This is a genomic window from Heyndrickxia acidicola, from assembly GCF_001636425.1.
GTDB lineage: Bacteria > Bacillota > Bacilli > Bacillales > Bacillaceae_C > Bacillus_AE > Bacillus_AE acidicola.
On the sequence record NZ_KV440953.1, the window covers coordinates 1318540 to 1332234 of the forward strand.

At 40.0% G+C, this 13695-nt stretch carries 10 protein-coding genes and 2 riboswitches; of the genes, 4 read left to right on the forward strand and 6 right to left on the reverse strand.

Annotation, left to right across the window (positions count from 1 at the left end; genetic code table 11):
• The first annotated feature begins 575 nt into the window (after positions 1-575).
• Positions 576-1958 (forward strand): L,D-transpeptidase family protein, encoded by a 1383-nt coding sequence (locus A5N88_RS06165; protein ID WP_066264159.1) that lies wholly within the window; start codon positions 576-578, stop codon positions 1956-1958.
• A 232-nt stretch (positions 1959-2190) separates the two neighbouring features.
• On the opposite strand, the gene A5N88_RS06170 is transcribed toward A5N88_RS06165, so the two are convergent.
• From A5N88_RS06170 to A5N88_RS06185, 4 genes are all read right to left on the reverse strand, one after another.
• A complete protein-coding gene (locus tag A5N88_RS06170; protein ID WP_066264163.1) occupies positions 2191-3438 on the reverse strand; it encodes a helix-turn-helix domain-containing protein in 1248 nt (415 codons plus the stop codon).
• 387 nt (positions 3439-3825) lie between these two features.
• Positions 3826-4344, reverse strand: coding sequence for a DinB family protein (locus A5N88_RS06175; protein ID WP_066264164.1), 519 nt, complete (start codon positions 4342-4344; stop codon positions 3826-3828).
• Positions 4345-4724: 380 nt separating this feature from the next.
• Positions 4725-6443 carry an assimilatory sulfite reductase (NADPH) hemoprotein subunit gene (gene cysI, locus A5N88_RS06180; RefSeq protein WP_066264165.1) on the reverse strand — a complete coding sequence of 573 codons (1719 nt, stop codon included), beginning with the start codon at positions 6441-6443 and terminating at the stop codon, positions 4725-4727.
• A 23-nt stretch (positions 6444-6466) separates the two neighbouring features.
• Positions 6467-8287 carry an assimilatory sulfite reductase (NADPH) flavoprotein subunit gene (locus A5N88_RS06185; protein ID WP_066264166.1) on the reverse strand — a complete coding sequence of 607 codons (1821 nt, stop codon included), beginning with the start codon at positions 8285-8287 and terminating at the stop codon, positions 6467-6469.
• A gap of 278 nt (positions 8288-8565) precedes the next feature.
• Between A5N88_RS06185 and A5N88_RS06190 the strand changes: the two genes are divergently transcribed.
• Entirely contained in the window at positions 8566-9810 is a 1245-nt protein-coding gene (locus tag A5N88_RS06190) for an LOG family protein (protein ID WP_066264168.1), read from the forward strand.
• Between the two features lie 107 nt (positions 9811-9917).
• Entirely contained in the window at positions 9918-10070 is a 153-nt protein-coding gene (locus A5N88_RS24765; RefSeq protein ID WP_157090613.1) for a hypothetical protein, read from the forward strand.
• 83 nt (positions 10071-10153) lie between these two features.
• On the opposite strand, the gene A5N88_RS06195 is transcribed toward A5N88_RS24765, so the two are convergent.
• A complete protein-coding gene (locus A5N88_RS06195) occupies positions 10154-10663 on the reverse strand; it encodes a YbaK/EbsC family protein (protein WP_066264169.1) in 510 nt (169 codons plus the stop codon).
• 429 nt (positions 10664-11092) lie between these two features.
• Here A5N88_RS06195 and A5N88_RS06200 point away from each other — a divergent pair, with 429 nt between their 5' ends.
• The gene (locus tag A5N88_RS06200; protein ID WP_066264171.1) at positions 11093-11710 is read left to right on the forward strand and encodes an RraA family protein; all 618 of its coding nucleotides are present in this window, start codon (positions 11093-11095) and stop codon (positions 11708-11710) included.
• Between the two features lie 844 nt (positions 11711-12554).
• Here the strand turns inward: A5N88_RS06200 and A5N88_RS06210 are convergent.
• Positions 12555-13028, reverse strand: a complete 474-nt coding sequence (locus A5N88_RS06210) for an acyl-CoA thioesterase (RefSeq protein WP_066264174.1) — start codon at positions 13026-13028, stop codon at positions 12555-12557.
• 188 nt (positions 13029-13216) lie between these two features.
• Positions 13217-13406, reverse strand: a riboswitch (cobalamin riboswitch).
• Positions 13407-13532: 126 nt separating this feature from the next.
• Positions 13533-13636, forward strand: a riboswitch (SAM riboswitch).
• Positions 13637-13695 lie beyond the last annotated feature (59 nt).

The following is a 13695-nucleotide window of genomic DNA, read 5'->3' on the forward strand; positions in this document are numbered from 1 at the left end:
AGGAAATGCAGTTCAAAAGCACTGTTTATTCCCCTATTTCTATCTTTTCATATGAGATGATTAGATTCTATAAATCTAAAGACACATTCAAATTAAAGCTGTAAAAAATCTCTACATAAATTGAAGTTAGTTTTTTCTTATAAAATGGTTACTGATTTCCACTGCAGGCACTCCCTTTCCGAGGGCAGACAGGGAGCCTCCTCTGAGCAAATTACTCCATTGTCCCGCAGGTTTCTCGTCCCTTCGGCTCCAATCATCAGAATAAAAATTTGAATTCAACATATATAAATAGCGGGTGATCTTTATATTTTAAGTAAAATTCAAGAATAATATGGTATATTTATACTAATTTCTCAATTGAGTTTCACCCTCCTTTATGCCTAAATTACATTTGACCTGTTATTTTTGTGATTTTGCTCTAATAGATTATTATTATTGAATTCTCTCGCGTTGTAATCCTTGTCTGTTGATACCCATACATGCACCTGGCTTTATTCTTCAATTACTACTGGGGCAGGATTACAGAGCTGAATTTTAAAAACAAAACAACGGAACCGTTCATGAGGTGAAGAATCATGCGTAAAATTATTTACATTATTTCAGGCAGTATTATCGTTCTTCTTGCACTTATTTTCACAGGAATTCACTACTATCAGTCCACACGTTTCAATTCCAATATTCGGATCAATGGAATAAATGTCGGAGGACAAACTGCAGTTCAGGCATTAAATAAATTAAAATCGTCCACTTCCAAAAACATCATCTATGTCGGACAGAATAAAATCATTGATGAAAAGGACACAAAGCTGGGATATACAAATCAAAATTTGGCAGATATACAGAAATTATTGAGCAGACAAAAGACTTTTTTCCCATCATCTAAAGCAAAGAATTATACATTAGTCCCAGATAAAAAAGAGCTCTCTCAAAGCCAGACGATAGAAAAGAGAATGGAAGAAAAACTGACAGCGATGAATCAAAGCCGGAAAGCTCCCGTAGATGCACAGGTCTATTTGAAACAAGGCAGCATCCTTGTCTCCAAAAGCCTGAATGGTACGCAGCTAGATATAGCAAGCGAACTGAAAAGCTATCAAAAACAAGAGTTTAATAGTGTAATTCATATACAGCCGGTATACATACAGCCAGTTAAAACAGATAGTCCCATGATAAAAAAAGAAGAAGACATGCTGAAAAATCTTTCTCAAAGAACGGTTACGTACAAGGTACAGAACGAGGTTTATTCTTTAAAAGCCAGTGATTTAATTAAAAATGCTTCCATTACAAAAAATATGAAATATTCAATTGATACGAATGACATTAAAGCAAGGATTTCAGAGATTGCTAGTTCTGTTTCCACATTAAACAAAAATTTCTTATTCAAAACGCACAGCGGTTCTGTTATTTCTGTAAAAGGGCAAACCTATGGATGGAGTCTTGATATTGACAAAGAAACAGAAAGAATTGCGAAAGCCTTTGAGGATGGAGTAAATTCACTTTCGGCTGCCAATATATACGGAGTCGGGTACAGCACCTATGGCATCGGCTATGATACGACCGCAAACCATGGCATTGGTGATACGTATGCTGAAGTATCCATCGAAGATCAGCGTATTTGGATCTATAAAAATGGTAAGCTAGCGATCACAACCCCTGTGGTTACAGGAAGACATGATGTGCATGAAGATACACCCAAAGGAGTTTGGTACATCATGTATAAGCAAACTCCTTCTATACTCGTGGGAAGTGAGGTTGGCAATCCCCATTATTCTATAAAAGTTTCTTACTGGGCACCTTTTACTCTTAGCGGATGCGGCTTTCACGATGCCAGCTGGAGAACAAACTGGGCCAGCAATGCCTATCTTTCACAGGGATCCGGGGGATGTGTGAACACGCCGCCTAGCGCAATGAAAACTGTTTATAGCAATCTTACGCAAAATGAACCTGTTATCATTTATTAAGACTGTCTTCGTATACATTAATCTTTATGGATAATTGATCAATCCGCAGTTTATTTGAAATTGCGGGGTGTTTTAGTAAGCTGTTTTAATGGTAAAATTTTATGCAAGCAGCCGCTATGAAAGTTTCAACCCAGCTACGCTGCTGCAGACACATTAGGAAAATTACGAACAAAACAGGAAGTTTTCTTTTACTTCCTGCTTCTTCTTTTTAAAGTGATACCCTGTATCTGCTTTATACGTTCTCTAAAAGAATGGCAGAAACCTGAACCGCTTTTTCATATTCTTTTTTATTAACAAAGTAGTGGTATAATTCCTTACCATGCCTGTTAGTTAAAACCATGTGCTTATTTGAACGAAAGTAAGGTAATGCCTTCTTTTCAAGAAATTGAAAATACTCTTCTCCTTTTTCCTCCAAACGATAACTGAGAAGCTTGAATAAAGTCTTATATAAAGGACTATTCATTTCTGCTGCCAAGGCTATCCCCTTATGTATCATTTTCTGTAACATGGTTTTTTTAAGCAGTTTTCCATCCAGACAGTTTGTAACATAATTATTTAACAGCGAAATATATTCAATAGAAGACTTTTTCACAATTTGAAGCGCCTCATCAAAGTGAATTTTAGCATGGCGATAGTCTTTTCTCACGTAGTAGGCATAGGCCAGATTATTAAGCAGTCTGCTCTTTTTATAAGGTGCATTTAATTTTTCACTATCAAGAATTAAGTTTTGATAGGATTCCTTTATTTCATCAAGATGTATAGTCACATCATCCCCTTTAATCGCAAGCATAAGGGATTCAGCATTTAATGCCCATAAATAATTATTGGTTTGCTTAAAGTGGCCAAGTGATTTTTCTGCATATGCATAGGCCATAACATTTGAATTAATAAAGTAGTAGGCGACTGCCAAATGATAATAGTATTCAGGGTTTCTATACACATCCGTATCAATTTCAAGCAGCACCTTAATTGCTTTTTGATGATCTTTCATGCCGGAGCCCTTGTAATTTTCCATATAATAAATACCCCATATATGCATTGAAAGATTTCTCTCATAGTGTGAAAGTTCAGGATGTTCGTGTTGTACCTGCTGCATGATTGCCAGTGCTTTTTCGCTGTTTTTATGTAAAAGAAAGTATCTTGCCTGCAATAATTTGTATAATGGTGCATATTTAGAGGAATGGATTAATAATACTTTTTCCAATTCCTTTTTTGTTCTTTCCATTTCATTAAATCTCTGCATCACAATGTGATGGTGCCACCGATGCAGTAATTTTTCTATACTTTCAAAACGCCTGATTTCATTTTCTATATCTATTTGAAGACGTTCCGAGAACAATTCAATGATTTCCGGCGAATAGGCCGTTTGTCCCCTTTCTATTTTGCTGATGTGAGTGACAGAACAAATCCCTTTGCTTAATTGTTCCTGCGTCAGCCCTACTTTTTTTCGGTAAAACTTGATAATTTCCCCCTCTATCATGTTCCAGCCCCCTATACCACAGTCCTATTTAAATGAGTAATAAATTACTTTTCTATGACTTTCATAAACCTCCCCTCTTAAATAAGTAAAGTATAAAAAAATTAAAAATAGTGTGAAAGTGACGATAGTCAGAGGACTATTTACATAATTAGATGAGAATTCATACAAAAAGAGACAGTGGAAACTGCCTCTCATAAACTTTGTGGCTAATTAACATAAAAAAATAATGAAATGATTTAGTATTAAAAGATGCGGATAGCTTACGAAAAGAAGATAATACGAAGACTGACAACATACAAAATGATACCTTGTACGTAAAGCATCAATCTATGCGAAAACAGCCCTAAATAAAACTTTAATTATCAGAGCAATGAAACTATGATCCCCTTATTGGCTCTGTAACTTCCTAAGCAAATGGAAAATTTGGCCTCTGTGGTGTGATTCGTGTTCAATCAAATGGTAAACCACCCACTCAGGGGTAACGTCATACTTTTCCAGATTCCTTGGTTTACGCCAATCCTCCAGATCCATGGTTTTGAAGTGGGAAAGAAATGTTTCACGTACTTTATTCAAGCGGTGAAGATGCCCTTCCAGGCTTTGCCCCTCAATGTGGGTCATGGAACCGTCCTCTGAACGGATTTCTGCCGGAAGTAACGAGCGTATTTCAGGATCCCATTCAGTACAAAGAACTTCTTCATAAAGCCAGTCTGCCTCGACCAATGCAATATGATACAGCAGCGAGCCAATCGTTTGCCTTTCGTCTATTTTACCGTCAAGTACGATTTGGCTTATGCCGTTTAATTCATGTAATAGGTCCTTGCGTACATCTTCCAGGCACCACAGCCATCTGCCAATTTCCTTCTCAAACCCTGGCAATGAAGATACTACTAAAGCAGTTTTTTTCAACAAAATCCCTCCCTATTAAAGTAATACATTCTATTAAGAGAGGTTTTAATCCTTTTTTATCTAATTATTCTTTTGTTAAAGCTCTTTTCGTAAGCTTTGTTGCTATTTGTATAAATGAATCTAGAATACACAGGGTTCAGCTTGAAAACAAAATGAATTAAAACGAAAAGATGCCACGGTTCTCCACTTGTTACGGATTCAACTTTGCGAAAAGCAACAATCTATGCGAAAACAGCCATTGTTAATAAGAATGATGTTCAAATTTCATTTATAGCAATACTTTAAAGCACTAAAGGGGTCAGACCCCTTTAGTGCTTTAATGCAACAAACAAACATCTTCCACAGTATAAAGCGGCAGGGGACACCCCTGCCTTTTTAAGTCAGTCATGAAAATGCGTGCCGTCCGTTACTGCCTGAACTATTCCCGTCCGTACTGCAAAGTCACCAAAGTGTTCTTTTTCATTTCTCTCTTTTGCATAGCGGGAAAGAAGGAAGCGAAGCTCAGCTAAAATTTCATCTTCCCCAATATTTTCACGATACATTTTGCTTAGCCTGCTGCCGTCAAAAGCTGCGCCGATATACATATTATACTTGCCTACCGCTTTGCCGATAAAAGCAATTTCTGCAAGTGCCGGCCGTGCACAGCCATTAGGGCATCCGGTCATACGTATGGTGATTTCTTCATTCCGCAGCCCATTTTCATCCACAATCTCTTCTATTTTTTCCATCAAGCTCGGCAAATACCGTTCTGCTTCTGCCATGGCCAGCCCGCAGGTAGGAAGGGCCACACAGGCAAGTGAACTGCGGCGAATTGCTGAATGGTGCTTTCCATCGGATAAACCGTACTCATCCAGCAGAGCTTCAATTTTTTTCTTTTTCTGGCTGGTTACATTTGAGAGGATCAGGTTTTGATTTCCTGTTAAACGAAACTCACCTGTGTGAATCTTCGCAATTTCCCTTAGCCCCGTTTTTAGTTTGAAGTCCTCAAAATCAAAAACACGTCCCCCCTCAATGAACATAGTGAAGTGCCATTTTCCCTTCAAGCCCCTTATCCATCCATAACGATCCGTATTATGCTCGAAATGAAATTCCCTTGGTTCTTCAAGATTCCAGCCCAGGCGATTTTCCAATTCATTTTTTACCGTTTCAAGCCCAAGCCTGTCTACAGTATATTTAAAGCGGGCATTTTTACGGACAGAGCGATTCCCATAATCCCTTTGTATTGTAATGACCTTTTCAGCAACCTCCAGAATTTGATCTGGAGTACAGAACCCTATTACTTTGGCAAGCTGCGGATAGGTCGCCTTATCGCCATGCGTCATTCCCATTCCGCCGCCTATTGCCACGTTAAAGCCCAAAAGCTTATCCTCTTCAACAATTGCAATGAACCCTAAATCCTGTGAAAAGACATCAATATCATTGGATGGCGGAACGGCAATGCCAATTTTAAACTTACGAGGCAGATACAATGGGCCATACATCGGTTCAACTTCTTCTGTTTCCGGTGTGCCGGCTACTTTTTCTTCATCGAGCCAGATTTCATGGTAGGCCCTTGTCCGAGGCAATAAGTAGTCACTCAGCTGTTTGGACCATTCATAAACCTCCTGATGAATGTCAGATTGATATGGATTTGGATTGCACATCACATTCCGGTTCACATCACCGCATGCTGCGATTGTATCCATGAGAACAGAATTAATTTCTTGAATGGTATTTTTCATACTCCATTTTAATATCCCATGCATTTGAAAAGTTTGGCGTGTGGTTAGCTTTAAGGTGCCGTTCCCGTTTTTGTCCGCCAGCTCATCCATTACCAGCCACTGCTGTGGTGTGGCAACACCGCCCGGCAAACGGACTCGCAGCATAAATTGATAAGCAGGCTCCAGCTTTTGCTTTTGGCGCTCGTTCCGCAAGTCACGGTCGTCCTGCAGATAACTGCCGTGATGCTTCATGAGTCGATTGTCATCCTCGTTAATTCCTGCACTAAGAGGTTCTAGCATCGATTCTTTTATGGTTCCCCGTAAATAGTTACTCCGCTCTTTTATTTCTTCTACATCACTTGGCGGTCCGTCAGGTGCTTTTAATAGTGGATTGACCATGTTGTCAACATTCCTTTCACGCTTTAATACACATCACGCAGGTACCGTTTTTGCTGCTGCATGCCTGCTAAATATTCCTGTGCCCTTACATTGCTCATTCTGCCTTCTTTTTCGATAATCTCAAGCAATGTTTGATGGACATCATGCGCCATGTTTTTCTCGTCACCGCAAATATAGACCGCTGCTCCCTCTTCAAGCCATTTGAACAACTCGCTGCTATGCTCAAGCATCCTGTGCTGTACATATACTTTGTGGTCTGTATCACGGGAAAAAGCTACGTCCATTCGAGTCAATACACCTTTTTCAATCCATTTTTGCCATTCCGTTTGGTATAAAAAATCAGTCCTGAAATGCTGGTCACCAAAGAACAGCCATGACTTGCCATCCGCTCCAGTTTCCTCGCGCTCCTGCATAAAGGCTCGAAAAGGCGCAATGCCGGTACCAGGACCTACCATAATAACCGGAGTACTCGGATCCTCCGCCAATTTAAATTGATCATTATGCTGTATGTATACAGGCAATGTATCTCCAGGTTTCAAGCGTTCTGCACACAAAATTGAACAAACCCCGTTTCGCTTCCTTCCAAGTGAATCATAGCGGACAGAGCCGATAGTCAAATGCACTTCGTCAGGATAAGCTTTCAAACTGCTTGCAATGGAGTATAATCTCGCAGGCATCTTACGCAGGATGGAAATAAAATCTTGGGCTGTCCCGCTCCATGGACCATAGTCACGAATTAAATCTAAAAGGTCACGGCCGCCAAGATAGGATCTTAATTTTCCTTCATCTTCCGCAATGAGTTTTTTCAGTTCCTCATTGACAGTCAGTTCAGCCGCAGATTTTAAAAGCGGCTTTGTTAAAACTGTTATTTCAAAATGTGCAGTGAGAGCTTCTTTGAGAGTGCTCACTTCTCCTTTTTTATTAATCGTCACAATCTCTTCCGGATCCCATTTCATTTCCTGAATCAGCAAATCAACTAAAGCAGGATCGTTTTCGGGATAAATCCCAAGACTATCACCAGGTAAAAACGTTATCCCTGATCCTTCAAGGGAAAGCTCAAGATGACGAGTTTCTTTGTTGGAGCCGCGTCCATTTAAACAAAGGTTTTCGAGCACTTCAGCACGAAACGGATTCGATCTTGAAAAGATGGACTCCACCTCCTGACTAACTGTAGAGGCTGGCTCTTGTCCTGACTGTTCTCTCTGGCCCTGACTTAGCGCATCTAATACTCCATCAAGCCATTCTGCAGCAGGCTCATCAAAGTCCAGATCACAATCCACTCTAGAATAAAGACGAGCCCCTCCAAGCTCTTCAAGCCGCAAATCGAATTCCTTGCCTACCTGGCAGTACTGTTCATAAGAGGTATCTCCTAAGGCTAATACAGAAAAACGGAGCCCTTCCAGTTTTGGTGCTCTTCTGCTATTAAGAAATTCATGGAAGGCAATGGCATTATCCGGCGGATCTCCTTCTCCCTGAGTACTGACGACTACTAATAAATTTTCTATCTTCTTTAGGTTGTTTGGTTTGAAATCACTCATTACTGAAACGATTGCTTTAAATCCTTTTTCTTCTAAAATTTTCCCTGCCTTAACGGCTAAGCTTTTAGCATTGCCTGTTTGAGATCCAAACAGGATCGTAATCTCTTTCGAAAAAGACTGGTCCCTGTTTTGAGCAGGGACTTCCGCGAGTTGAATCGAAGATCCTTCAGTTTGGAATCCCGGCTGTGATGCAGCAAGATAGCCGCTCAGCCATATTTTCTGTGTTTCAGTTAAGGTTGGCAGAACACGGTTAAGGAGCTCTGCCTGCTCCTCATTAAATGGGCTGTTCAATACTTGAAGTTGCAACAATATCCACCTCACAAAGAAAATACACGATAACTTCTTGATCAAAAATTCTTACTATTCGTTTTTTAGTAAAAATTAATTCTAATCATAGAACTACTAACCTTATGAGTCAAGTAGGTATTAATTATCATAATCATAAGTAGATGCTTATGATGCACACAGTTGACCCCTTACTCAATTATTTAAAAGCCATAAAGAATATGTATATACCAATATCTTTAAGCAAAACTAAGAGCTGAGCAAGTTAAAGTGATTCTACGATTAATGAGGTGAAAAAGATGAAACAGGTTGAATTAATTGGAAGCCTATTCTATGAGCCATCTACCCATACATGGTCGGCTTCAGGAACAGGATGGAGGATTGAAAAGACAGACGGAAATAAGGCAAAAATTACTTTTGAAGAACCCATTACCTTTAATCCCCATCTTCCCTCTAAAACCAATACATATAACCTTTCCATTAGCAGCCTGGGTGAAAATGGCCAGGTCCATACCTCGAGTGTAGAGGAGGATGGCTTCATTGTCACCTGGAAGGACATTTCTTCAAACGACACTTGTATGGCCGCTTTTCGCGTGATCGGTACGCAGGTCTGCTTTATTCCCAATGACCGTTCCCTGGGTACAGAGGACAGCATTGCAGACATCTATGCTGCCGAGCTCCTCTTCAGCTATGAAGCCAAATTCGGAGTCGTGACCTTGATGGGATCAGGCACCATTAACAGCAAGGAACTCACCGAGGAAAGAATAAAAGCCTTAAGCCTCGAATCTGAGAAGCTCCTGGTAGAGCTAAACAAAGAAGAGGATACTTTTTGCAAGGATTTATTAAAGGAAAAAATGGCAAAAAATAAACTTAGAATGAAAAGGCAAAAGGAAATCGCTGAACATGGTTCCGTATTCTGGGATTCAGCCTTTCGATTTGGTGAGCTGTGGGGACGTTATTCGGCCAATGACCAGGAAGACTCACTTGGCGGCTGTTATGTTCCCCTTTGCACTGGCGGCGGCCCAGGTATTATGAGGGCTGCAGCAGAAGGTGCCCGAAGTCATCATGCCCATGTGATTGGAATTGATTGTCAATTTGGTGTCGATGATTTTTTTAATTTAAAGAATACCTATTCGGTCTTTTCGAATCAGCGTCTCAGAATGAATAATTTTTCCATTCGAGAAAGTGTTTTAATAAATTATTCACATGTCATTTTGTTCTGGCCTGGTGGTTTTGGCACCGTCTGGGAGGTTTTCGAAACTCTTTCTAAGCTTCAAACCAACCACCTTCGAAGACATCGAACCAAAGCCATATTTGTCCATTCAGAGTATTGGAAACCCTTTTTCGATTGCATTGAACAAATGCGGAAACATGGAGCAATTAATGCCTACGGAGACCGCATTAAAATTCCCGGTGTAGATGATCAGCTTCCAGATGAAGCTTATATCGCCGAGGTTGTAGAAAGCCCGGAAGAAGCTTTTGAAAAAACGAGGTGTTTTGTCGAGAGCCTGTATCAAAAAAATCAATTAACCTTAAAATCCTGAGCTTCTTAATTCTAAAAAATGAATGCATATTTATCCGTTCTTCAAGAAAAATAGGAGTAAACCCTGAGCGCTAATGCTTAATTTCATAAGAACGGAGGTGCAGCATTTTGATAGATGAGAACACGGAATGGCCAAACAAAGTCCAATATAGTATTTGGGATACTTCTGTCGACCAGGAACAGCTTAGGCGATTGAGGCAGGCTCTTGAATCCTATACGGACTTGTCCTTAAATGAACCGTCACTTAAAACACCAGAATAACATCAGGAGAGCAGTTCATTTTTGAGCTGCTCTTTTTAACTATATCGTATTGCTCCAGGGCAAAGAGCGATACGTTTAAATTATTATAGAGCAAGGGCACCTTCATCTTTTGCATCTGCTTCTTCCCATCCCTTGCAGGCATCCACCCAGCCGCTTGCTGAGGAATAATGCTCCAGTTCATCGATGGTCAGCTCAATAGCAGAATTAGGGCTTCCGCATGCAGGAAAAACGGTCGTATACCCTTTCAGCGACACATCAAGAAATACTTTCAAATCGTTCTTTAAACCAAAAGGGCATACTCCACCAATTGCATGTCCTGTTTGCTTGAGAACTTCTTCCGGAGTCAGCATGCGCGCTTTGAATCCAAAGGTTTCCTTAAACTTTTTGTTATCAATTTTGGCATCACCTGCTGCCACTATTAATATCGCGGCATCCTCTTCCCCCCTAAAAGAAAGGGTCTTTGCTATTCTGCCAGGAGCAGTCCCTATTGCTTCCGCTGCCAGTTCCACCGTTGCGCTTGAACGATTAAACTCCATGATATCGTTTTCTCTGTTCCATTGTTTAAAATGAACCCTGACACTTTCCAATGACATTTTTAAACACCTCTCTAAAAAATATATTTATTCTCTTTATTTTCGACATAAATACACTAAGTAATCAGTTAATACTCCTTGGTATCGCTTTCGATATTGCTGAATATTTCAATTTATTCACTTCAATATTAGACAAACTATTTGAACTTTTCAATAAACCTGCATGCAAAAGATTGTGGTTTCCCTTTTATAATTTTCGAATTACAGTTAATGGACGAGGCAACTGTGTTTCTCAATCACCTTCCTGCCTGAGATATGGTAATAGATATATAAATTATCCTAAATGGAATGCTGCATTGCCAAATCCTCTCCAGTACACTAAAATCGATAATTCTATCTTATGCTAAACAATAAATTTTTTTAAATTTCAAAAAATACAAATTGGATATATACTTTACCTAAAAGAACTTATAAAAAGGAGACCGGCTAATGGAATCGATTGTGAAAGAATTTTTAAAAATCCCTACAACCTGTATTTCAGATGTTATGAATGGATTAAATAATATGAATCCTGCTATTAAACCCTTGGAGGAGGACTACCGATTCGCCGGCAGAGCCTTTAATGTAAAGATTCCGGTCGGCGACAATTTAGCTGTTTTAAAAGCAATAAGAGAGGCAAAGTCTGGCGATGTCCTCGTAATCGATGCAAAAGGAGATCTCTATAGAGCCATTGCCGGGGACTTCATTGTAGGAATGGCCCAAACACTGGGCATTAGCGCCATTGTTGTAGATGGAGTCATTCGTGATATAAAAGGAGTTAAAAAATTAAACTTTCCCGTTTTCTCACGAGGAACATCTGTAGCAGCCAGCGGAAAAGCTGGTACAGGGGAAATCAATATTCCTATTTCCTGTGGCGGAACTGCCGTGAATCCAGGCGATATTATTGTGGGTGATGCAGATGGAGTTGTCGTAATCCCCCAATCAGAAGCACAAGCAATCTTGGAAAAAGCAGTTGATAAGTTAAAAAAGGATGAAATTAGAGAAAAAAATGTAGCTGGTAATGTGGAAGCGATCAAAAAATATTTAGATGACATGACTTCTAACTAGGCAGAAAGGATAGCCAGAAGAATGGTTATAATTCGATTATACGTCCTTATTTAGAATATTTAAGATAAATCTTCCAGCATCAATCCTCTTCATTACGCAGAAAATGAGGCTGTCCCAAATGGTTCAAAGATATCAAGTGACCTTGGAGACAGCAAATTTTTTTATGCAGGTTGATTTGCACTGCAAGCACTTCTTTTACTTCAATCAACCTTTAAGTTAAATCAAAATTGGGATTTTAAATAGATATAGACAGTGTTCTGATCATCCTGCTGGGTTGATTTCCGCTGCAGGCGCTCGCTTTCCGCGGGCGGCCGGGAGCCTCCTCGTCGCAAGCTCTTGCGGGGTCTCCCTATGGCCTACTGATCCCGCAGGAGTCTCGCACCTTCCTCTCCAATCAACCTTTGAATTAAATCCAAATTAGGATTGTACATAGATATGGTCAACGTTCAGATCATCCTGCCAGTTGATTTTCATTTCGAATACTCTCTTTCCGTGTGTGGGACTGGAACCATATTGTTGCATGCTTATGGGCTATCCTCTTATAATTTGCTTAACTTGCACGAGTCATTTGCCTTCACTCTAATCAACGTTGAATCCAAATGATCATTGGGTATTACTAGATATGCTCAGCGCTATTCGTCCTGCCTCTTCTACGACCTGCCTGTTCTTTTCTGCTCAAATAAATTTTTAACAAAGACGCCATGCTATTATTCGCACCAAGTGTTTCCCCCCTTTTCTTATCTCTGTCCAAAAATAGAAAGAGGTGACTCAAAAGGCCGCTTATAACCACCTTTTGAGTCACCCTCATTTTTATGTGTAAGCATTCAATAACTGCTCCTATTGACTAACGGATTAACGCACGATTTTTTCGATGTTCCTTGCGTGCAGGTGCCGTCTCAAATAATCTTTTTTCTTCCGTTGATTGGGGTATTACCCCGGGAACAGGGGCGGGTCTTCCATCCTTATCTACTGCAACCATTGTTAAAAATGATTCGGTTGTCAGTGTTTTTTTTCCGACCAGTAGATTGGTAGAATAAACCCGAACATAAACTTCCATCGAAGTACGCCCTGTTGAAGCAACGAATGCCTCCAGGCTAAGTGCATCTCCAACTGCAGCTGAAGAAATGAAGTCTACTGAATCAATAGAGGCTGTAACGACTGCCTGATTACAATGTTTCATAGCAGCAACTGCGGCAATTTCATCAATATAAGACAGAACCTTTCCTCCAAATATTGTTTGAAGATGGTTCGTATCCGGCGGCAGCACCAATTTTGTTTGATGAGTTCTTGATTGTTCTGTAGAATAAGCTTTTGTCATGAGCTGACCCTCCTATGGTTCATCTTTAAATGCGGCTTTATGAAAATTTTTCCACTTCAGTTGCTTTAATCAAAGCCTGATTCATAAAGGGCAGCCCATTGCTCACGAAAATTATGTACGCGCCGTGTACTGGCTTTTTTATTCCTCGGCCATATCATTTGCAACACTCTCCTATCTCCCGTAGGAATTCTGTGTGCTCCTTTATGGCAGGTCTCCTGGCTTGATTTCATCGGTTCTTTACACCTTCCCGTTCCATAGAAACAGTGGCACAGCTTGAAAGAACCTCCCTCTTACAGTGGCGGGACCGCTCCGGACTTTCACCGGATTCCCTTTTCATTCTTAATATCCTATTAAGAAACCATAAAGTATGCAGTTAAATGACTTATCGTCAATTCTATTGTACTATAAAATGTGCTCCGCTAATAATTTTAATCTTTACTTTGTTCTTGACATTCTCACTATTGAATTGTAGACTGAATATTATTAAAACTTCATAATTTTCATTTCTTATCCAGAGAGGTGGAGGGACTGGCCCTTTGATACCTCAGCAGCAGACTTTTTCTGAAGTACTGTGCTAATTCCAGAAGCGTTAAGCTTGAAGATAAGAAGAGCAGCATTTATTCAATCAACCTCTTCTTGTCGACGGACAGAAGAGGTTTTTTATTTA

What these genes read in the sequence shown, in the direction of transcription:
- A5N88_RS06165 (WP_066264159.1), top strand. Translation starts at nt 576, where the DNA reads ATGCGTAAAATTATTTACATTATTTCAGGCAGTATTATCGTTCTTCTT.
- A5N88_RS06170 (WP_066264163.1), bottom strand. Translation starts at nt 3,438, where the DNA reads ATGATAGAGGGGGAAATTATCAAGTTTTACCGAAAAAAAGTAGGGCTG.
- cysI (WP_066264165.1), bottom strand. Translation starts at nt 6,443, where the DNA reads ATGGTCAATCCACTATTAAAAGCACCTGACGGACCGCCAAGTGATGTA.
- A5N88_RS06190 (WP_066264168.1), top strand. Translation starts at nt 8,566, where the DNA reads ATGAAACAGGTTGAATTAATTGGAAGCCTATTCTATGAGCCATCTACC.
- A5N88_RS06195 (WP_066264169.1), bottom strand. Translation starts at nt 10,663, where the DNA reads ATGTCATTGGAAAGTGTCAGGGTTCATTTTAAACAATGGAACAGAGAA.
- A5N88_RS06200 (WP_066264171.1), top strand. Translation starts at nt 11,093, where the DNA reads ATGGAATCGATTGTGAAAGAATTTTTAAAAATCCCTACAACCTGTATT.
- A5N88_RS06210 (WP_066264174.1), bottom strand. Translation starts at nt 13,028, where the DNA reads ATGACAAAAGCTTATTCTACAGAACAATCAAGAACTCATCAAACAAAA.